The following is a 23,025-nucleotide window of genomic DNA, read 5'->3' on the forward strand; positions in this document are numbered from 1 at the left end:
GCCTATAATTTAAAAGTAGATTCCCGCTCTTTCTTCGGCTCTACCAATGGAGGTGGATTATATTCCACCGGATCGGAACGACGGCGAGTATTTAACTTCATACCGATAATCTGATAAATGCTAACGGGTCTCAAGCTTGCCACAGTCGTTAAAGCCTGATCTGGGGCTAGAATAACACCCAATTGGTGATGATCTCCTGCATAGATAGCGCGCTGTAAATATTTACTCTGCCCAGCCAAGTTCTGTACTTCTATTTTACAAAAGGCAGAATTCATACGCAGTGCCGTATGTAGTTGCTCTGTTGTGCGGAGAACCACACCGTTCACTTTCAATATCGTTTCTCCAGGGAGAATACCAAGATCCTGTGCAGGACTATCTGCCACAATGAAGAGAACTCGTAGCCCCTGCGGAGGGTGGACGAAGAGTGAGTTTCGCTGTTGCTCCTGATAACGACTGAACCATGATAATGCCTCGTGTAACAATATACTAGCCAACGCTGCAACGATCATAAGCGGGCTCCACCATGCTGAGAGCAAACTCAACGTCAGTAAGATTACAGAATACAGTATTAACCTCTTGCTTGTAACGGATGCTTTCTCACGTGTTAACATACTCTGTGTCATCTCACCAAATCCGATAACAATAGGTAATACCATTAAGCTAAATCCGCCACTCCAACCCTCTCCTCCCAACAGAGGTGTCCACGGTAACACGGAACCTGAGGTCTGCGCTGGAATGAGTAGAAATAAGGGTAGTGGCCAGAAGGCCCGCATCTCATATCCCCCTACAATCTTTCCACGCTTACTTTCAATATATAATGGGCTTGCTAAGCTAGCTCCCTGTACCTTCACAAGTATAGCTTCAGCCAGATGAAGAATTGCTGCCAATGTTAACAATGCCGGTATATCAAGTGATCTTACTGTATCCACGGACAATCCCAACCATCCAATAGGCTCCCATGAAGGAAAGAAATGAATGATAAATTGCACGATACCTAGCAGTCCTGCCGAATACGCAAAACATAAATAACGTACTCGTAATAATACCAATAGTAGACTTACAACCCAAATGCAGATCACTCCGGCTTGGGTTAAGTTAATACCTACAAATGCCATAACGAGTGAAACTCCGACTGCTCCAGCCAGACCTCCAATAACGGTTCGCCAAGTTTGTAACCCCCAGCTATGCATCCTTACATGAAACATCTTTCGCTCCAACCCTACCTGACGACGATAGAACAACATAACAAAAAGGATTGAAATATAATAAAACGGCTGAATTAATAATTGTAGCCATCCGTCCGTCACTTTCCACAACATTTCCAAAGCTACACTCAAGATTCAATCACGCTCCTCTCATAGAAAAAAAGAAGGCTAACGTTCAGCCTTCTTACTTGTTCGACGCAGAAGCCTTTAATTCCTTCTGAATCTCTGCAATCCCTTGCTTCATTTGGGTGTCATACAGTGGGTCTTGAATGCGTACAATCAGGGCCGCTTCTAGTGCCGTCCCCGTCTTAGCATCGATAATACCCGTTGCCTTAATCTTCTCTTTCGTTTGGAAGCCCTTCACGGCTTCCTCTGTACCTTTGTCGAAATAACCATCTTTACGACCCGGCTTATATCCAAGACCATCTAACATGACTTGAGCACTTTTCACATCACTATTATTCATGTTAAATTTCAAGTCTTTCTCTTTATTAATGGGGGCCACGGAGAAGTAATCCGGTTGAGATACCGCTACATCAGGTTTAATCCCCTTCTCATGAATCCAAGTACCATCTGGTGTTAACCACTTAGCAATTGTGATCTTAAGCAGACTACCATCGCCCATCTGCTTATCAAAGCTCGTCTGAACCGTACCCTTACCGAATGAATTCTCACCCATCAGTATAACGCCTGCAGATTGTTGCAGTGCTCCTGCCAGAATCTCAGATGCGCTGGCACTCCCTTTATTCATTAACAGGGTTACAGGATAAGACTTCGTTGATCCACTCGACAAGCTCTTATCACGCTTACCCTTCTTGTCTTCAACTTGAACAATCAGTTCACCTTTCGGCACGAACTGTTCTGCGATGTCAATAACGACAGATAGAACGCCACCTGGGTTATTCCGAACGTCTATCACAAGTCCCTTTATTCCTTGCTTCTCAAGCTTTGTTAACTCTGTCTTGAAGCGCTCTGCTGTATTGAGGGAGAACTGAGTAATCTCGATGACCCCTACACCATTCTTCTCCAAATGCGCATTGACCGTCTCAAGATCCACATCATCACGAACGATAGCAAATTCAATCGTCTCTGATACACCTTCACGTTTCACTTCGACCGTTGCTTTCGATCCTTTTGGACCCCGGATCTTTGCCACAGCCTCATTTAAATCAAGTCCTTTAAGCGACTCCCCATTCACCGATAACAAGATATCCTTAGCATGGATACCCGCTTTCTCTGCAGGTGATCCTTTAATTGGAGATACAACGACCACATAACCATCCTGAGAGGAAACTTCAGCACCAATGCCACTAAATGAACCTTCAATGCTTTCTTCGAATTGCTTCGCTGTTTCTTGTCCCATATAAGTGGAATACGGATCTTCCAGTGATTGCATCATACCATTGATGGCACCATCCACTAGTTTAGTCCGATCAATATCCTTATAATAATTGGCTTGAATGAGGTCTAATGCAGCTCCTAGCTTCTTAGACTCCTCCTGCTTCAAGCCCCCAGAGCTGATGCTGGCAAGTATACCTTCTCCGCTTGTAGCTTGTCCTGCAAAGCTTGAGCCCGTAAGGAAGACGGTTAGCACACTACCACAGATCAAGGCGATTACCACAAGGAGTGCAGCTGTTCGTTTTTTTAACACAGTTATTTCCACCGCCTTTTCTTATGAGGGTAAATCGGGTTAGAACATTCATAACTATACTAGTATATGTTGGGCTGGGTTGGAATATTTATGCGCACCTATAACGAATTTAGTTGCTTATAGATAAGGTGCAGGATTCACAGTGCTTCCATTGATACGAACTTCAAAGTGTAAATGAGGACCTGTACTCTGTCCCGTTGATCCTGATTCCGCAATTTTATCTCCACGGTTGACACGATCCCCTTCCTTAACATTAAACCCGCCATTACGAAGGTGACCATACAATGTCCACATACCGCCACCATGATCAATAATAACAGCATTCCCATATCCACTGAACCATTCTGCCATGATGACTGTTCCTGACTCCGCAGCGTATACAGACGTTCCTTGCGGTACTGCGAAATCTATCCCTGTATGCATCTTACCTACTTGTCCTGTCACAGGATGCGTCCGAGGACCAAATCCAGAGGAAACTCGAGAATTACCTACAGGTAAAAGTAACGGACCGCCATTCCCAATAAAATTAGCGGATGAATTTGCTGTTGAAGAATTGCCACTAGTCGTTGACCTTGAGGCTTTAGAGGCTGCTTCCCTAGCTGCAGCCTCTCTGGCAGCCGCTTCTCTCTTGGCAGCCGCTTCTTTCGCAGCTTTCACACGTGCAGCTTCTTCGGCTGCCACTAGTTTGTTCTTCTCTTGCAGAAGAGCCGAACGCTGAGTCGCAAGTGTCACTAGCTTCAGTTCTTGCTCTTCATTGAGTTCATCTGATTCTTGTATTTGTTCATCATACATAGCAATCAACTCTTCCTTCTCCTGTTCCTTATCATCCAGTATACTCTTTTGGCTCTCCATTTCCGAATAGAGTCCTTCCGCCTTAACATACTGTAATTCAAGTTCCTTCTTCTTATCGACCACTAGCGCTTTATCCTTCTTGTGCTCATCCAGTAAACTCTGATCCTGGTCCACAATTGTTTTTAGCGTATCCGCACGATCTAAGAAATCCGAAAAGCTACTAGATGACAATAACACTTCCACATAAGAGACTGCCCCGTCTGTATACATCAGTCTTACACGAGATTCAATCATAGTCTCACGTGAGACTATACGCTCTTCAGCCGCCTTCAGTTCAGTTGTTGCGGTAGTTAGCTTTTCTTTCGTATCTTCAATTTCCATTGATGTTTTCTTAAGCTTATTGCTAACTATAGTAATCTGTTCTAATACATATTCCAAATTGTTCGTAGTTTTATTCTTATAGTGTTGCGCTTTTTCTTTCTGAGCTGCCACTTTCTTTTGTTCCGCAGCCGTTTTCTTAGCTTGCTGCTGTAGAACGTTCAGTTCATGTTCGACTTCCTGTACCGTTTTTTGTTTGGCATACCCATCATTCGGTTGAAATATCATAGTTACCATTATCATGGCGGCTATTAAAGAAGCAATTTTCTTCAAATTCCATTCCCCATCCTTTTCCAAATTTCTTACGTGTATGTCGTCAACGTCAGCTGAACTAATCCGTGATGTTTCAGTTATACCTTCAAAAATTTACGAATCGAGACGGTGCTTCCCCAAATCCCTATCAATACCCCTAATGATAACAATAAGCCACCAAATAACGGCCAAATTTGCGCCAAAGGAAGTAATTTCAAGCCTGTAAATGCAATATCTCCGCTAATGGCTCCCGTCAACTGACTATAACCAAGGAATAACAGCCCAATCGTAACTGCTGAACCTAGAAAACCTATGAGGGCTCCTTCTATAAAAAATGGCCAGCGAATGAAATAATTGGTCGCTCCGACCAGCTTCATAATGCCGATCTCACGGCGGCGGGCCAGAATAGTCACTCGAATAGTGTTAGAAATCAGAAACATGGACATCAGTCCAAGTCCTGCAACAAATATAAAACCTACATTACGTACAGCACGTGTTATTTTGAACAGTGTTTCTATCGTACCTTCACCAAACTTCACCTTCAGAATCGGTTGCTCTGCATGCAGTTCATTTAAAGCCTCTATCTTCTCCGCCACATGCGGAACCGTTGTAGGTTCAATGACCTCTATTTTAATTCGATCAGGCAATGGATTGTTATCTTTATCGAATCCTTCAAGAAGAGCTTCACCATCTTCTCCTAGGCTTGCACTGAATTCCTTCAGCCCCTGCTCTTTAAGAATGATTTCGATTTTACTAACCTCTGGCATTTGTCCAATTTCTTTCTTAATGGTTTCGCGCATTTTTTCATCTACATCCAAGTTCAGGTATGCACTAATCTGTACCTGACTATCTGCTTCATCTGCTAATTGATTAACGTTGAGCACTAGTAGAATAAATACACCCAATACAAAAAGAGATACGACGATCGAGGTGATAGACGCGATAGACATCCATCCGTTACGGAATACGTTCTTGCATCCTTCTCGCAGATGCCGCAAGAAGGTGCTAAAACTCATACCCGTAATCTCCTCTCAACTGATCTCTAACGATGTTCCCCTGTTCAATGGCGATAACGCGTTTCCGCATTCGGTTCACGATATCTTTATTGTGGGTAGCCATAACAATGGTTGTACCCCGAAAGTTAATCTCATCAAGCAACTGCATGATCCCCCATGACGTCTCAGGGTCAAGGTTTCCTGTAGGCTCGTCCGCTATAATCACAGCTGGATTGTTCACGATGGCTCTCGCAATCGCAATTCTTTGCTGCTCTCCACCTGAGAGCTGGTCAGGTTCACGGCCCGCTTTGCTCTTAAGTCCAACTAAATCAAGTACTTCCATAACTCGCTTCTTCACCAATTTCTTGGGAGCCTCAATAACTTCCATTGCAAAAGCCACATTCTCGTAGGCTGTCATTCGTGGTAATAACCGAAAATCCTGAAATACAACACCTATATTCCGCCTTACATAGGGGATTTTGCGCTGCTTCAGCTTTCCGATATTGAATCCATTCACGGATATTTGACCCTTCGTCGGAACCTCTTCTCTATAAATAAGTTTCATAAATGTCGATTTACCTGCGCCAGATGGCCCAACAACATAGACAAACTCGTTACGGTCGATCTTTACTGAAACGCCCTGAAGCGCATGTGTTCCATTCTTATATGTCTTCCATACATCCTGCATTTCAATCACATTATCACTTCCTAATTACATAATTAGCCAATATAATTTCGACATGTTACCTCAATATACCTTTAAAAAAGTAAATTTTTTTCACACTATTTAGTATTGTAACAAATTTGTTACCTTTTGAGTACCCGAAAGTTTTCTATTTCTTACACATATACATGAAAAGGTACACCCAAATGAAACAGATTTAACATTCATCCTTCAAAGACCGCAACCATTTATTACAGAAATATAAGCAGAAAAAGGTGGGAACTTCATTTGAAAAAAATACACTTAAGCCTCATTGCTACCGCTACAATCCTGCTGATCGGGTCACTACTCTTCGGGTGGTTCCATCTCTATGTGAACCAACCCACCATCCCCAAAGGCGTTCAGGTGGCAGGGTGGCATGTAGGTGGCATGCAAACTGATGACGTACTCAAACAACTCAATAACAAGTTAACGCAACTAGAGCATCTCCCTGTACGATATGAAGCAGAACATCAGAACATCCCCGACCTAGTATTCACGCTATCAGAAGCTGGAGTACGATATGAAGCAGATACCTTCCGAGAGGCCATTGCGCAGCTACAGGAAGGAAGTTGGCTTGCACGCATCTCGAATCGTTGGAATTTCCAGCCTAACTGGACGATTACATCGCACTTAGATACTGGACTACTAAAGTCAAAGCTCAATCCTGCTTGGGAAAAACAATATTTTGGGCCTATCATCGATGCATCACGCCGTATATCGGAAAAAGATCAGATCATTTATACACCTGAAATATCAGCGAGCCGTCTAGATTGGAATAAGCTATTAAGAAACTTAACCTCGATTATACCTAAGGACTTCACCTTAATTACGAACGCACAGATAACAGCGTCACCTCTTACCCTTCAGCTGCCCGTAATCATTAAAAGACCCATCGTAACGGTAAATAGCTTGAAGAAGGAAGGTATTGAACGTAAAATCACTGAGTTTTCCACAAGTCTCTTCTCAAGTAGTCCTGGAAGAATATTCAATGTGAATTCAGCGGCACAAGCGGTGAACGGCATGATCATTAAACCAGGCGAAGAATTCGACTATAGCAAAGTGATCAAGCAAGCGGAAACCAAGTACGGGTTTCAGGAAGCCCCCGTAATTATCAATGGGAAATTGGCACCCGGTATTGGAGGCGGAATCTGCCAAGTATCGAGTACGATCTATCATGCTGCTATCCTTACGGGAATGGAGATTGTAGAACGCCGTAACCATTCTATTCCCGTCAGTTATTTACCTTTAGGCCAAGATGCGACATTTGCTAGTGGCTCTATTAATTTTCGCTTCAAGAATAATACAGGCAAATATTTACTCATTCATGCAACGGTTCAGGAGAACATGCTCACAGTCAAATTTTATGGAACGTTCCGTGAGGATACCCAATATTTAATCGAATCTATCACAGTAGAAACTTTACCCGCCTCGAACAAATATGTGCAGAACGCGACTTTAGCTGTTGGTAGTCAGGAAGTACTCCAGGATGGCAAGACAGGATATATTGTCGAAACCTTTCAAGTCAAAAAGGTTAAGGGTGTCGTTGTCGATAAGAAAAGAATCTCCCGCGATACCTATCGACCACAGAGCCGCCTCATCGCGGTTCATCCTGATGTTAACAATAAAGGTATGGCTCCCTCACCTCCAGCGAAATCCATTGTTGAAGATGGGGTACGCGGACCTGATCTGTAAGAAAAGTAAAAAAACCGGCACTCCCATAAGGAATGCCGGTTAATCCTTGTTTAATTTTGTGGTGGCAGAATAGGGTCCATCATCAGTGACTGCTTTTCACACCCCATATATCATTGGATAAGCTGTTTAGATCTGGATGCCGTGCTCATTCACCCATTGTTCTGTCACTTGCAACGTTTCCTCACTTCGTGAGATTGCCGCTGTCACTTGACCCGTTGCTGTTCCTCCATATACATTACGCGCATTAACGACCGTCTCTGGCTGAAGAACACCATAGATGCTGTCGTCAAACAGCGGTGAGAATTGCATGAATTCATCCAAGCTTAAATCTAATAGATATTTATTGTTCTGAATACAATATAGAACCGTTTTACCAATAACCTCATGTGCTTGACGGAAAGGAAGACCCTTACCCACAAGGAAATCAGCAATATCCGTAGCGTTTGAGAAGTCCTTGTTCACAGCTTCACGCATGCGTCCTTTGTTAACCTTCATTGTAGAGATCATTGGCGCAAATAACTGAAGTGCTCCTTCAAGTGTAGCTACGGTATCGAACATGCCTTCTTTATCTTCCTGCATATCCTTATTGTAAGCCAACGGCAATGATTTCAATACGGTTAAGAGCCCCATTAGGTTACCGTATACCCGACCTGTTTTACCCCGTACAAGCTCTGGTACATCTGGGTTTTTCTTCTGTGGCATAATGCTACTCCCCGTACAGAAAGCATCATCAAGTTCAATGAAATTGAACTCCGTACTACTCCACAACACTAATTCCTCAGAGAGACGGGACAAGTGCATCATGATAATAGAGGCATCTGCCAGAAATTCCAGAATGAAATCACGATCGCTGACCGCATCCAGACTATTCTCATACACCTTATCGAACTGAAGCTGCTCTGCCACAAAATGGCGATCGATTGGGAAGGTTGTTCCCGCTAATGCCCCTGCGCCTAATGGTAGTACATTAATGCGCTTATAACTATCCATGACCCGCTCCGCATCACGTTGGAACATGGATACATAGGCCATAAGATGGTGTGAGAACAGAATCGGCTGTGCACGCTGAAGATGAGTATACCCTGGAACAATCGTATCCAAGTTATCTTTAGCCTGTCCAATTAGAGCTACCTGTAAGGTATGTAACATGCTTACCAGTTCCACCACGCGCTTGCGTAGGTAAAGGTGCATATCCGTAGCCACTTGGTCATTCCGACTACGACCTGTATGCAACTTGCCCCCTACAGGTCCAATCTCATCAATGAGATTCTTCTCAATATTCATGTGGATGTCTTCATCAGAAACGGAGAATTCAATCTCACCTTGATTAATTTTGTGCAGTACCTTTTCAAGACCCGCTTTAATTGTAGCGACATCCTCCTGCGGAAGAATACCACACTTACCCAACATCGTGACATGCGCTAGACTACCTTGAATATCTTCCTCTGCAAGTGCCTGATCGAAGCCGATTGACGCTGTATATTCTTCTACTAAATGGTTGGTCTGCTTCGTAAAGCGTCCTCCCCAAAGTTTACTCATTGTGATCTCTCCCTTCTTGTGACAGCGTAAAACCGTTCCTTCTCTGAATTGATAAGGAACGGTCCTAAAGCTTGCCCTTTAGCTCCGTTATGATTTGTTTTGTTGTTGTACTCCAGCTGCTACTTTAAGGCGCAAAGCATTTAAATGAATAAAACCTGTTGCATCCCCTTGATCGTAAGCCTGTGTTGGATCGGCTTCCATCGTCGCGATTTCTGGATTATATAAGCTAACTGGGCTCTTCACGCCAGCTCCAATGATGTTTCCTTTGTACAGTTTAACACGCACCGTGCCTGTTACGTTACTCTGACTCTCTTTAACTAACGCTTGAAGTGTAAGACGTTCTGGTGCAAACCAGAAGCCATTATACACAAGTGTACTATAACGAGTGATTAAGCTATCACGCAGGTTCATAACCTCACGGTCCATCGTGATCGACTCCATTTTGCGGTGAGCCGTGAATAGAATTGATCCACCCGGTGTCTCATAGATCCCGCGGCTCTTCATGCCTACGAAACGGTTCTCCACCATATCCACACGGCCAATACCATGCTTGCCACCAAGCTCATTTAACTTCTCCATCACTTGAAGTGGTGTTAGTTTCTCCCCGTTCAGAGCTACACAATCTCCCTGTGCAAATTCCAGTTCTAAATATTCCGCTTCGTCTGGGGCATCCTCAGGGGACACACTCAGTAGGAACATGTCTTTATTCTCAGGTGTGCTTGCGTCAAACCAAGGGTCCTCAAGCACGCCACTCTCATAGCTGATATGAAGTAAATTACGGTCCATTGAATATGACTTCGCTGCGGAAGCCGTTACGGGGATATCATGTTTCTCAGCAAAAGCAATCATCTCCGCACGTCCTGGGAAATCATTACGGAATTCTTCCAGACGCCATGGAGCAATGACCTTAATATCAGGGGCAAGTGCAGCTACACCAAGCTCGAAGCGAACTTGGTCATTCCCTTTACCTGTTGCTCCGTGAGCAATCATAGTAGCACCTTCCGCGCGTGCGATATCCACCATACGCTTCGCGATCAGCGGACGTGCAATACTTGTGCCTAGTAGGTATTGACCTTCATACAAAGCACCCGATTGGAACATCGGATAAATGAAATCGTTAGCGAATTCGTCACGCAGATCATCAATGTATACTTTGGAAGCACCTGTAGCAAGAGCTTTCTCCTCCAAACCATCCAATTCTTCCTTTTGACCCACATCTGCTGTAAAAGCAATAATCTCCGCGTCGTATGTTTCTTTAAGCCATTTCAGAATGATCGATGTATCCAATCCCCCAGAATAGGCCAGTACAATTTTTTCCTTAGCCATGCTATAACTTCCCTTCAATGTGTCTTCATATAATTTCGACTCAACAACAAAATCAGTGCTTGACATCGATTGAACGGACACCAGAGACCTTATTTACTGTAATTACCCTGATTCTGGATCCCTACGGACACCACAGACCTTATTTCACATCATTCTATGTGTTTTAGGCCAATTATGAGTAAATAAGAGCTTCTGAGTCCGTTAAAAAGCTAATCGACCCTAAAACTCACAAATAAGGGCTTCTGTGTCCGTTTGGGTGAATCCTAAATACGTCAAACACTGATTATTGCATTGAACCTAATTTAGAGTCCTATTCTCTAACCTCAACCCAATTTGGGTCAGGTCCGCCCCCGACCCTGTGATTACTATACTATGGATCTCTTATCCCATCAAAGCAGCCATCAATGCCTTCTGTGCATGCAGACGATTCTCTGCTTGATCAAATATAACAGAATGGCCTCCATCAATCACACCTTCACTTACTTCTTCACCGCGGTGTGCAGGTAGACAGTGCAAGAAGAGATAATCACTCTTAGCACCTTTCACCAGTTGCTCATTCACTTGATAGTTTGCAAAAGCCGCTTCACGGATTTTCTGCTCCTCTTCAAAGCCCATACTCGCCCACACATCAGTATAGATCACATCTGCATCTTTCACTGCTTCCTCAGCACTTTGCGTAACCACTATCTTCGCACCCGTCTGAGCGGCAATTTCAAGACAATCCTTGACTACTGTAGCATCAGGCTCATAGCCTTTAGGAGTTGCCACATATACATCTACACCCAGCTTAGCTCCACCAATCATCAAGGAATGTGCCATATTGTTGCCATCACCGATATATGCCAGCTTCAGACCCTTTAGCTTACCTTTGTGCTCATATATGGTCTGATAGTCCGCAAGAACTTGACACGGATGTGCCAAATCGCTCAATCCGTTAATAACAGGGACGGTCGCATAGCGAGCTAAGTCGATCACATTCTCATGACCAAACGTTCTAATCATAATACCATCTAGATAACGTGACAACACTTGTGCTGTATCGCTAATAATTTCCCCACGACCTAGCTGAATATCATTTTTACTTAAAAAGAGTGCATGAGCTCCTAATTGAAACGCTCCAACTTCAAAGGATACCCGTGTGCGTGTCGAAGACTTCTCAAAAATAAGTCCAATCGTCTTGCCCAAAAGCGGTTGGTATACCTCACCGTTCTTCTGTTTACGCTTAATTTCGATTGCTAAATCGATCAAATATTGAATCTCCTCAGATGTGAAATCATCCAATTCGATGAAGTCACGACCCTTGAGATTGATTGTTGTCTCCAATGTTTCATTCTGCACCATGATATAATTGTCCTCCTTATTGGATCGAGACCGCTACGCAGGCGGATCATTCTTACGATCGCTGTTGTCTCCAGATTTCTTTGATTTTACTACCCCATAGGGTAGTAATCCGGAGACAAAGCGTATGCTTTCGAAGTAGCTTTCCAAAGGAAAACTTGTAGGCGAACGCTACGCTTCTACAGAACGATTCCGGTTTCGAAGCTACAATCTGTATAGTCCATTATCTAAGATCACCATAATAACTATTACTAATCCTTCTTAAGCCTTCTTCACCGCTGTATGATCGTGAATAAGACCTACTAAAATTTCAAGTGCTTGGTCGATTTCTTCCTCGGTTACGTATAGGTTCGGAAGCAAACGAATGACATTGGGCCCTGCTGTTACGAATAATAGTCCCCGCTTCTGACCCTCTAACACGATTTCATTGACTGGCTCTTGGCATTCGATGCCTACGATCAACCCTAATCCACGTATTTCATTTACAAACGGTATACCTGCTAACTTCTCATTCAGCTGACTCATTAAATATTGACTGATCGTCGCCGCACGCTCAGGAAGACGGTCTTCAAGCATCGTTTCAATTGTAGCAATAATGGCAGCAGTTGCAATAGGTGTTCCACCGAAAGTTGTTGCATGACTTCCCGGGGTGAATGCTTCGCGTAGATACTCCTTGCCGAGCATAGCACCCGCTGGGAATCCGCTAGCAATTCCTTTGGCAACGGTAAAGATATCGGGTTCGATACCGTAGTGCTCGTGAGCAAACCATTTACCGGTACGCCCCATCCCTGTCTGAACTTCATCTACAATAAGTAGTATCCCTTGCTCCTTACATAATGCAGCTACAGCCTTGATGAACTCAGGTTGGACTGGATGCACACCACCTTCAGCCAATACCATTTCAATCATAATCGCTGCTGTATGATCACTAATCGCTGCCTTCAAAGCTTCTAGATCGTGCAATGGTACTGTTATAAAGCCTGCAGGAAGAGGCAAGAACCCTTCTTTCACCTTAGCCTGACCTGTCGCTGTTAATGTAGCTAACGTACGCCCATGGAAAGATTGCTCGAATGTAATGACCTCATACCGATCTGACCCTTTGACCTTCTGATGATAGCGACGAGATAATTTAATGGCTGCTTCGTTCGCTTCGGCACCACTATTGCAAAAGAACACCGCATCTGCGCATGAATTAGCTGTCAGCAAGGCAGCGGCCTTCTCTTGATTCGGAATTTGAAAAAGGTTAGATACATGCCACAATTCATCAAGCTGCAATTTCAACTTTTCTTTTACCTTCTCAGGTGCATGACCAAGATTTGTTACTGCTAGCCCACTCATGAAGTCTAAATACTTATTTCCTTGATCATCCCACAACCAGCTTCCTTGACCTTTGACTAGACTAATTGGATATCTAGCATACGTTGGAAATAAGGAACTTTGCACTTCATTACTATTACTCATTCTTTTCACTCCAGTCTATGAACAAACTCAGCCATCGTAATCATGACCTGACTTTGTATTTAGGGTCTTAATCACTTTTATATTTCCTTTATAATTCGAGTTCCAAGTACATCTCCCTGCATTACACGACTAAGAACTTGCGGGGTACTTCCGTCAACAATGACCACTTCTTGCACATTCCCGTGGATACAACTCATAGCGGCACGTACTTTGGGGATCATTCCCCCGTAGATTTCACCTGTAGCAATCATCTCTTCAATCTCCTGTACGGTGATTGAGCCAAGCACAACCAACTCACCATTCACGGTCTTCATAATACCCGGTACATCCGTTACGACGATCATACGACTTACGCCTAAGTGAGATGCCACAGCGCCAGCAGCTGTATCTGCATTGATGTTATATCGTTGTCCTACGTCATCAATGCCAATGGGTGCAATAACTGGAATATAGCCCATATGAAGTACACCTTCAATAATACTAGACTCTACATACGTCACATCACCCACAAAACCAACTTCAATACTATTCGCAACAGGTTTCGCCTGAATGAGTGAACCATCCACTCCCGAAAGACCCAGTGCACGACCGCCTACATTCTGAATTCGTCGCACAATCTGCTTGTTAATGCTACCCGCTAGGACCATTTCCACGACATCAAGCACATCCTCGGTCGTCTTACGAAGACCATTTACGAACTCGCTCTCGATTCCGAGCTTAGATAGGTTATTTGAGATTGCAGGGCCTCCACCATGAACGATGACAGGTTGCAGCCCATTCTGCTGCAATTGTCTTAAATCATCAAAGAAAGAATCAGGCAGAGCTGCAAGTGTACTTCCACCACACTTCATCACAAAGTTACCTCGGCTCACAACCTCATGATGACCCTTCTCTTGTTGATTCTCTATTCCCGTTCCCATAAGCAAGCTCTCCCCCTTATTACAGTGTTAACACTTTACGTCCGGTATGCGGCATTAATCCGTACATAGTCATATGTTAAATCACAGCCCCATGCAGTTGCTTGACCTTCTCCGTTATGCAAGTCTACGAATATTCGTACCGTATCACCTTTCAAATATACCAATGCCTCATCCTCATCGAAAGCAATCGGACGTGATTCTCTTAGCATTGTTATATCTCCTAATCTTATATCTACGTTATCTGGATTAACTGGCTCTCCAGCCCGCCCTACAGCAGCAATAATTCGTCCCCAGTTGGCATCTGCTCCAAATACTGCCGACTTCACTAGACTAGAGCCTACAACCGTCTTGGCAATCGCGCGCGCGGAAGGTTCACTTATTGCACCTGTCACGAGTACCTCTACTAACTTCGTAGCACCCTCGCCATCACGAGCAATGGCTTTAGCTAGACTCTGACAGACATAAGTAAATGCCTTGGCAAAAATATCCCAATCCGCATGAGACGCATGTAGCGTCTCATTACCCGCTAGACCACTTGCCATCGTGACTAACATATCATTCGTACTCGTATCCCCATCGACTGTAATCATATTAAATGTTAGATCTGTCGCTTGGCGCATTAATTGTTGCAATGAAGCCTGATCGATCTTAGCATCAGTCGTCATGAAGGCAAGCATCGTAGCCATATTGGGATGAATCATTCCTGATCCCTTCGCTGCTCCTGCAATCGTAATTTCCTTACCATCAACGACTACGGATACACAAGCTTCCTTCTTCACTAAATCCGTAGTAAGGATCGATTGAGAGAAATCATCTGCACCACTTTCAGTTCCGCTAAGTCTAGGTGGCAATGCTTCAATCCCTGATGTTACACAGTCCATCTTGAGCAATTCGCCGATCACACCGGTTGACGCGACAGCCACATCTTGCTCCGCAACACCAAGGGAGCGAGCAGCGGTTGCCCGCATTGCATAGGCATCAGCTTCTCCTTGCTGCCCTGTACAGGCATTAGCGTTGCCGCTATTCACGATGATAGCTCGTAGCTTACCGTCTGCGAGACTTTCACGCGTCACTTTCAAAGGTGCCGCTTGAAATGCACTTGTCGTATACACGGCTGCAGCCGTTGCTTCTACCTCGCACACAATCGCACCGAGATCATAACGCTCTGTTTTTTTCAATCCGCAATGTATTCCACCTGAGCGAAAACCTTGCGGTGTTATAATAGATCCGCCTTCAATGACGGTATAAGTTCTCTTGTCCATGATATGTTATTTCCCTGCTCTTATGGGTACACGGGTGTGTAACGCAAGCCGAGATTTTCCTCCCATCCCATCATCAGATTCAAATTTTGTATCGCTTGGCCAGAAGCACCCTTGACTACATTATCAATCACAGAAACGATTGTAACCCTTCCTGTCCTTGCATCTGCCGCGAATCCGATATCACAGTAGTTAGAACCAGACACTTCTTTCGTTGCTGGATAAATCCCCTGATCACGAACACGTACGAAAGAACGTCCCTCATAATACTGACGATACAGCGCAATGAAATCATCCTCTGTATAATCCCCCACTATATTGGCATACATTGTACTCATAATTCCCCTCGTCATGGGTGTTAAATGCGTAGAAAAGGTTACTGTAACCTTCTCTCCTGCCACTTGGCTCAGCACCTGTTCAATTTCAGGAATATGCTGATGCTTATTTAATTTATATGCTTTGAGATTCTCATTAATCTCTGCATAATGGACCATCAGACTTGTACCTCGGCCTGCTCCTGAAACACCTGATTTAGCATCTATAATAATACTGGAAGGATCAATCCAACCCGCCGATATTGCTGGAATAAGCCCAAGCAATGTTGCCGTTGGATAGCATCCTGGATTCGAAATAAGATCTTGACCTACGACTTCCGCTCCATATACTTCACTTAAACCGTATACAGCCTGTTGGAGCAACGCTGCGTCTGCTGCAGGTCGTTTATACCATTCTTCATACGTAGCCCCATCCTTTAATCTGAAATCACCGGATAGATCAATCACCTTCAGCCCTACCTCAAGTAATTGGGGAACTAATGCGGTACTTACCCCTGCAGGTGTGGCCATAAATACTACGTCAGCCTTAAGTGCCATTTCCTGTACATCTACTCCGTCCAAATTCTGTACCATAATCCCCGTTAGATGAGGGAATCCCTCCGATGCTGCTACACCTGCATTAGAAGATGAAATTACGGAGGTAATGACCACATTAGGATGACCCTGAAGCAAGCGAATTAACTCGACGCCTCCATAACCTGTAGAACCTACGATTGCCACCCGTACCTTTGTATCCACTGCCATTTCCCCGTGACCCCTCTCTGATCCACATCAATCGAAACCCTCTAATAATTATGTATTATTATACGTCTTTATTCATATAAATACAACAACTTTAGGGCCCAATTCTTAATCCTCTGTTATTTACACCTGCCGACTAAACCCTTCACCAAGTACCTCATGCGCATTACTAATAACGACAAAGGCACCTGGGTCGACAGACTTTACTAATGTCTTCAATCTCGTGACCTCATTCTGTCCAACGACTACCATCAGAACCGTACGATCATCCCCCGTGTAACCTCCACGCCCATTTAGCTTCGTAAGTCCTCTATCTAAATCTTTTAGAATGGCCTCACTAATGGGCTCTATATGATCTGAGATAATGTAAGCGACCTTCGCATAATTGAATCCTAGTTCCAATGCATCAATTACTTTGCCAGTCACATATAATCCTACTAAGGCATACAGCGCCTGCTCCATCGACATCACAAATGCTGCCAAGACGATAACCGTTCCATCTAGGATCACCACACATAGTGAGAAACTGAGTCCCGTGATTTTCTGAATTACTTGTGCCATAATCGTAAGTCCACCTGTAGAACCACGACCACGATATACAAGTCCAATTCCCAGTCCTACACCAATTCCTCCATAGATGGAGGCAAGTAAAGGGTTAGCCGTAGGAATGGGCCAGTCCTTTGTCATTAGGACAAATAACGGTAGAAGAACGCTTCCTAGCAAGGAGCGAATACCGTAGTTCTTACCAAGCAGTAGAAATCCCACAATAAATAAAGGTATATTAAGTCCCCACTGTATGTAAGCCGGTTCGAAGCCCGGCCATAGTGCTTCAATAAGGACCGAAATCCCTGATACCCCTCCAGAAGCTATCCCATTGGGTAGAAAGAATAAATTAAATCCCAGGGCTATAATAAATGAACCTATGATAATAAACAGCGTATCCATTACATGCCTCACGGGTCCATTTATAGGTAATATTGTTTTTGACCTCCGATTATGTGTACCTTGTGCCATTGTCATGATGCTCCCCTTTCATTTCTAAGGTAACGAACCTTAAGGACAATTCCATTCCTTTTTACTACCTTATATCTCACAAAAAATTCCTACACGTATAGCGTGTAGGAATACCTAATATATTATTCACTTTCCACTTTAAGCTGGCTGCGCAGATATCCATCGATAAAAGCATTCAGATCCCCATCCATCACAGCGCCAATGTTACCTGTCTCTACTGATGTGCGGTGATCCTTTACCATACTATAGGGATGGAACACGTAAGAACGAATCTGGCTGCCCCATGCAATGTCAGATTGTTCACCACGAATCTCTGCTAGCTCCTTGGCTTGTTCTTCTAACTTACGCTCAACAAGCTTCGAACGAAGGGCTGTCATCGCCCAGTTTCTATTCTTGATCTGAGAACGTTCAGCCTGACTCGTCACCACAACTCCTGAAGGAATATGTGTGATCCGTACGGCTGAATCTGTTGTATTGATATGCTGTCCCCCGGCTCCCGTAGCACGGTAAGTATCAATCTTCAAATCCTCTGTACGAATCTCAACCTCTGTATCCTCTGTAATCTCTGGTACCACATCACAGGAGACAAAAGAGGTATGACGTCGTCCCGATGAATCGAACGGTGATATCCGGACTAGACGATGTACGCCCTTCTCAGCCTTGAGGTAGCCATAAGCATTAAATCCCTTGATCAGCAAGGTTACACTCTTAATTCCAGCCTCATCACCTGCAAGATAGTCCATTGTCTCCACCTTGAAGCCATTCTTCTCCGCCCAACGTGTATACATCCTGAGCAACATTTCGCCCCAATCCTGAGACTCCGTACCCCCAGCACCTGGATGAAGCTCCAGAATGGCATTAGACTTATCATAGGGGCCACTTAACAATAACCCAAGCTCGAAATCGTTAAGCCTCTTCATAATAGCCTTCACAGTCTGAACAATTTCATCAACGAGCGATTCATCTTCCTCTTCATCCGCCAGTTCAACCATCATCGCTACATCATCATACTCCAGTTGTAACTTCTCATACTCATCTATAGAAGATTTGACAGCATTCAGTTCTGCAATCAGGCTTTGCGCCTTCTCTGTATCGTCCCAGAAATTAGGTACCGCCATCTTCTCTTCAAAGTTCAAGATCATTTCCTGTTTCAGATCTAAGTCAAAGAGACCCCCTAAGGTTGGTTAATTTACTACTAATCTCATGTAGATCATGCTTTATACTTGCATCGATCATATTTATCATCCACCTCGTTATCAACTACATAATGTTGAACTCATTCGACATAAACTCCCTTAACCTTGAAGGGATTGAGGACCCATTCATTCTCTAATTAAGAATGTGTAGGGATCTCTCACCTCCTCAGGGTCAAGGGAGTTCATTTACCGTATGTTTAGAAAGCAACCTTTATACAAGAAGATTTAGAAATTATTCCCCATGACATTGTTTGAACTTCTTACCGCTACCACAAGGACATGGATCATTACGTCCAATCTGTTGCCCAACATGGACTGGATTCTTCTCCACAGGTTCACCATTCGTGGAGATCTTGCTCTCCTCAATGACAGGTTGGCGCTCTTGATTACCTTCAATCTGTGCCTTCATTACATAAGTCGAGACTTCTTCTTGAATGTTAGCAGTCATCTCATTAAACATTTCAAAACCTTCAAATTGATATTCACGCAACGGGTCTGTTCCACCGTATGCACGTAGGTGAATACCTTGACGAAGCTGATCCATAGCATCAATATGATCCATCCATTTGCTATCAACAGAACGGAGCACGATAACTTTCTCGAACTCACGTACAAGCTCAGGACCAATGCGCTCTTCACGCCCATCATATTTCGTTACGACACGACCATAGATATACTCGACAATCTCCTCTGGTTCCTTGTTCCAGAGATCATCACGTGTCACGGCATCTTCATCTAATAGCTTACTATTCACGTAATCAGCTACTTCTTGAAGCTCCCAGTTCTCTGGAATATCATCCACACAGTGTGCTGCTACGACACGCTTAATCACTGGCTTGATCATTTCCATTACGATATCTTTAATATCCTCAGATTCCATAATTTCACGACGTTGTTTATAAATAATCTCACGCTGCTGGTTCATCACATCATCATACTGAAGCACATTCTTACGTACATCGAAGTTATTACCTTCTACACGTTTTTGGGCTGATTCTACAGCACGCGAGATCATCTTACTCTCAATCGGTTGATCTTCTTCGAACCCTAGACGATCCATCATAGCCAGAACATTATCTGCACCAAAACGCTTCATCAATTCATCACCTAAGGATAGATAGAATTGAGTAGAACCGGGATCCCCTTGACGACCTGCACGTCCACGGAGCTGGTTATCGATACGGCGTGACTCATGGCGCTCTGTACCCATAATATGAAGACCTCCTACTTCAAGGACTCCTTCACCAAGTAGAATATCAGTACCACGTCCAGCCATGTTCGTTGCAATGGTCACTGCACCCGCCTGACCTGCACCCGAGATAATCTCAGCTTCTTCAGCATGATACTTCGCATTTAGCACCTGATGCTTCACGCCTTTGCGTTTCAACATTTCAGATACAAGCTCAGAGTTCTCAATCGATATGGTACCTACCAATACCGGTTGATTCTTCTTATGGCGTTCAACAATCTCTTCGACAACTGCCGTGAATTTGCCCTTCTCGCTCTTGTATACCACATCAGGCATATCATCACGTTGGTTCACTTTATTCGTAGGAACTTGTAGAACTTCCAAGCCATAAATCTTCTTGAACTCTTCTTCCTCTGTCTTCGCTGTACCTGTCATTCCTGCCAGCTTGCGATACATACGGAAATAGTTCTGGAAAGTAATCGTCGCGAGCGTCATACTCTCATTCTGAACTTCAATGCCTTCCTTGGCTTCAATCGCTTGGTGTAGACCATCACTATAACGACGGCCTGCCATCAGACGACCTGTGAATTCATCTACGATCATGACTTCTTCTTCCGCCACCACGTAATCTACATCAAGGCGCATAATAACATTCGCCTTCAACGCCTGTACGAGATGATGGTTAAGCGTCACATTCTCATGATCATATAAGTTCTCGATTCCGAAGGCACGTTCCGCTTTCGTTACGCCTTTCTCGGTAAGAGCTACTGATTTAACCTTAATATCTACGTTGTAATCTTCTTCGGCTACTAGACGCTTCACAAAGCGATCTGCGGCGTAGTACATCTCAGTAGACTTCTGAGCTTGCCCCGAGATGATCAACGGCGTACGTGCTTCATCAACTAGAATAGAGTCGACTTCATCAATAATGCAGAAATAAAGAGGGCGCTGTACCATTTGTTCTTTATAAAGCACCATATTATCGCGCAAATAGTCAAAGCCAAACTCATTGTTCGTACCATAAGTTATATCGCAGGCATAAGCCGCTTGTTTATCTGCATGATCCATACCGTTCAGGTTAACCCCAACCGTCAGGCCTAAATATTCGTAAATGGTACCCATTTGCTGACTATCGCGTTGTGCTAGATAATCATTGACTGTAACCACATGCACACCTTGTCCTAGAAGCGCGTTCAGGTATACAGGAAGAGTACCTACTAGGGTTTTACCTTCACCTGTCTTCATCTCAGCAATTCTGCCTTCGTGAAGTGCTATACCTCCAACTAATTGAACATCAAAGTGGCGCATGCCGAGAGTACGTTTGGATGCCTCACGTACCGTAGAAAATGCTTCTGGTAGGATATCCTCTGGTGTCTCACCCTTCTCCAGGCGAGCACGGAACTCATCCGTCTTCGCTTTCAATTGCTCTTCCGAGAGTTTCACAAACTCCGGTTCCATTTGGTTGATTACATCAACCGTCTTCATTAGACGTTTGACATCACGTTCATTAACATCTCCGAAAATCTTCTTTACAAGTCCTAACATGATTAACCCCTTTCGTGCAAAACAGATGGTAGAACCAACTTCATAACTCCAAGGGTTAATAATGAAATTGATTCAATGATTATGGTTTTGCATAAATTGTAACAGTTTGCAACAGATGCCGCAACACAACATGTTTCCATTTTCATCGTATTCGCATTACAGTCCTTCTATATATACGCGCAAAGAGCCCTATCCGTTGCACGGATAGAGGCTCATGAACATCATTGTTTACAAAAATATGAATTTCTACATTTAAATTTAATGTGAGCATATGATTAATCTTGCTCAATTAGACCATACTTACCATCATCACGTTTATAGACTACATTTACTTCTTTACTATCAATATTAGAGAATACGAAGAAAGTATGACCAATCATATTCATTTGTAGAATCGCTTCTTCCACATCCATAGGCTTCAAGAAGAAACGCTTTGTACGTACTACTTCTAATTCAAGATCTTCTTCATACTCACCCGTCGCTACTCCACCATTAACTGCTGAACCTTCAACAAACAAAGTCTTCAAGCTACCTTCTTGGCGAAACTTACGGTTAATCTTTGTCTTATGTTTACGAATCTGGCGCTCCAACTTGTCCACCACAGCATCAAGAGATGCATACATATCTTCACTGCGGTCTTCTGCACGAAGCATTACTCCTGGCAATGGAATCGTTACCTCCACCGTGTGCAAACCTCGAATTGTACCTAACGTTACTAAACCATCTGAGGTAAGGGGTGAATCGAAATACTTTTCAAGTCGATTGAGCTTCTTCTCTGCATAATCCCTCAAAGCTTCTGTCACATCAATCTGTTGACCTCGAATATTGAAATTCATAGGGCACTCCTCCTTTGCAATTCCATTATATCACATTTGTTATCGCTAAGTAAAAAGGCAATTTTGCAAACGTTAAAATGATAAAGCTTGTACAGTTCGCCCTAATCTCAGCTTATTTAATGCCTTATTTAGAGAATATCGACTAGGGTATTATGACTCTTAACCAATCCTAGGTCAAAAGAAACATTTGCTAGAGTGAAGGACTGAATATTATTTCAGCCCCTCCTCATCAAACCGTACGTGAAGTTTTCCTTCATACGGCTTTCCGATGTTCTTCTTTCATGCGCATGCAGATTACAATAGTGTTTTTAATCCACACTGTTTGGCTATAAACTTCACTTCATGAAATGAGCTCATCCATCTTCTTCGTTGTCTCTTCTTGGCGTACCATCGTGTTAATCGTTGTAAAATATACCAATCTAACTTGGCTAGTCTTAACTGACTGTAGGATACGATCTAGCGCCTGCTTAGCACTTCGCCTCGGTCGAAAACCAAAGGAGGATCCTTGAAAATCAGCTTCGAAGATGGGTTCAATTATGAGCTTTGTTGCCATTTGCATGACTCGATCACGTATGGTAGGAATGCCGAGTGGGCGTTGTTTTCCATCCTTCTTCGGAATGTACTGCCGTCTTACAGGCTCGGGATGGTACTTCCC

General features: G+C 43.8%; 18 protein-coding genes. 1 reads left to right on the plus strand and 17 read right to left on the minus strand.

The window, feature by feature from the left end; all coding sequences use genetic code 11:
* Window positions 1-2: 2 nt before the first annotated feature.
* The 5 genes from J2T13_RS18405 to ftsE form a co-directional block, all read right to left on the minus strand.
* Window positions 3-1,337, minus strand: coding sequence for a PDZ domain-containing protein (locus J2T13_RS18405; RefSeq protein WP_429373825.1), 1,335 nt, complete (start codon window positions 1,335-1,337; stop codon window positions 3-5).
* A gap of 52 nt (window positions 1,338-1,389) precedes the next feature.
* Window positions 1,390-2,856: a S41 family peptidase gene (locus J2T13_RS18410; RefSeq protein WP_429373826.1), complete on the minus strand. Its 1,467-nt coding sequence runs from the start codon at window positions 2,854-2,856 to the stop codon at window positions 1,390-1,392.
* 117 nt (window positions 2,857-2,973) lie between these two features.
* The gene (locus J2T13_RS18415) at window positions 2,974-4,299 is read right to left on the minus strand and encodes a murein hydrolase activator EnvC family protein (RefSeq protein ID WP_429373827.1); all 1,326 of its coding nucleotides are present in this window, start codon (window positions 4,297-4,299) and stop codon (window positions 2,974-2,976) included.
* 77 nt (window positions 4,300-4,376) lie between these two features.
* Entirely contained in the window at window positions 4,377-5,294 is a 918-nt protein-coding gene (ftsX, locus tag J2T13_RS18420; protein WP_429373828.1) for a permease-like cell division protein FtsX, read from the minus strand.
* Window positions 5,284-5,970: a cell division ATP-binding protein FtsE gene (gene ftsE, locus J2T13_RS18425; protein ID WP_429373829.1), complete on the minus strand. Its 687-nt coding sequence runs from the start codon at window positions 5,968-5,970 to the stop codon at window positions 5,284-5,286. Before ftsE ends, ftsX begins: the two co-directional genes overlap by 11 nt.
* Before the next feature lie 255 nt (window positions 5,971-6,225).
* On the opposite strand from ftsE, the gene J2T13_RS18430 reads away from it, so the two are divergent.
* Window positions 6,226-7,671: a VanW family protein gene (locus tag J2T13_RS18430; protein WP_429373830.1), complete on the plus strand. Its 1,446-nt coding sequence runs from the start codon at window positions 6,226-6,228 to the stop codon at window positions 7,669-7,671.
* Between the two features lie 126 nt (window positions 7,672-7,797).
* Here the strand turns inward: J2T13_RS18430 and argH are convergent, their stop codons facing one another.
* The 12 genes from argH to J2T13_RS18490 all read right to left on the minus strand — a co-directional run.
* A complete protein-coding gene (argH, locus tag J2T13_RS18435) occupies window positions 7,798-9,210 on the minus strand; it encodes an argininosuccinate lyase (protein WP_429373831.1) in 1,413 nt (470 codons plus the stop codon).
* An 87-nt stretch (window positions 9,211-9,297) separates the two neighbouring features.
* Complete coding sequence (locus J2T13_RS18440) at window positions 9,298-10,536, minus strand: argininosuccinate synthase (protein WP_429373832.1); 1,239 nt, start codon at window positions 10,534-10,536, stop codon at window positions 9,298-9,300.
* Window positions 10,537-10,917: 381 nt separating this feature from the next.
* Entirely contained in the window at window positions 10,918-11,877 is a 960-nt protein-coding gene (argF, locus tag J2T13_RS18445) for an ornithine carbamoyltransferase (protein WP_429373833.1), read from the minus strand.
* A gap of 258 nt (window positions 11,878-12,135) precedes the next feature.
* Window positions 12,136-13,335: an acetylornithine transaminase gene (locus J2T13_RS18450; protein WP_429373834.1), complete on the minus strand. Its 1,200-nt coding sequence runs from the start codon at window positions 13,333-13,335 to the stop codon at window positions 12,136-12,138.
* A gap of 77 nt (window positions 13,336-13,412) precedes the next feature.
* Window positions 13,413-14,255 (minus strand): acetylglutamate kinase, encoded by an 843-nt coding sequence (argB, locus tag J2T13_RS18455; protein WP_429373835.1) that lies wholly within the window; start codon window positions 14,253-14,255, stop codon window positions 13,413-13,415.
* 35 nt (window positions 14,256-14,290) lie between these two features.
* Window positions 14,291-15,517, minus strand: a complete 1,227-nt coding sequence (argJ, locus tag J2T13_RS18460; RefSeq protein WP_429373836.1) for a bifunctional glutamate N-acetyltransferase/amino-acid acetyltransferase ArgJ — start codon at window positions 15,515-15,517, stop codon at window positions 14,291-14,293.
* A 20-nt stretch (window positions 15,518-15,537) separates the two neighbouring features.
* On the minus strand, window positions 15,538-16,593 hold the full coding sequence (gene argC, locus J2T13_RS18465) for an N-acetyl-gamma-glutamyl-phosphate reductase (RefSeq protein ID WP_429373837.1): 1,056 nt from the start codon (window positions 16,591-16,593) through the stop codon (window positions 15,538-15,540).
* A 120-nt stretch (window positions 16,594-16,713) separates the two neighbouring features.
* Window positions 16,714-17,604: a YitT family protein gene (locus tag J2T13_RS18470; protein WP_429373844.1), complete on the minus strand. Its 891-nt coding sequence runs from the start codon at window positions 17,602-17,604 to the stop codon at window positions 16,714-16,716.
* A 122-nt stretch (window positions 17,605-17,726) separates the two neighbouring features.
* A protein-coding gene (gene prfB, locus J2T13_RS18475; RefSeq protein ID WP_429373838.1) for a peptide chain release factor 2 occupies window positions 17,727-18,840 on the minus strand; the annotation gives its coding sequence in 2 pieces (ribosomal slippage) (window positions 17,727-18,767 and window positions 18,769-18,840; 1,113 coding nt in all).
* 192 nt (window positions 18,841-19,032) lie between these two features.
* Window positions 19,033-21,534 (minus strand): preprotein translocase subunit SecA, encoded by a 2,502-nt coding sequence (secA, locus tag J2T13_RS18480; protein ID WP_429373839.1) that lies wholly within the window; start codon window positions 21,532-21,534, stop codon window positions 19,033-19,035.
* Window positions 21,535-21,809: 275 nt separating this feature from the next.
* Window positions 21,810-22,370: a ribosome hibernation-promoting factor, HPF/YfiA family gene (gene hpf / locus J2T13_RS18485; protein ID WP_429373840.1), complete on the minus strand. Its 561-nt coding sequence runs from the start codon at window positions 22,368-22,370 to the stop codon at window positions 21,810-21,812.
* A gap of 340 nt (window positions 22,371-22,710) precedes the next feature.
* Window positions 22,711-23,025, minus strand: a 315-nt coding sequence (locus J2T13_RS18490) for a reverse transcriptase domain-containing protein (RefSeq protein WP_429373841.1), incomplete at its 5' end; no start/stop codon positions are given.

The sequence above is a fragment of the Paenibacillus sp. DS2015 genome (assembly GCF_050433705.1).
Lineage (GTDB): Bacteria > Bacillota > Bacilli > Paenibacillales > Paenibacillaceae > Paenibacillus_AQ.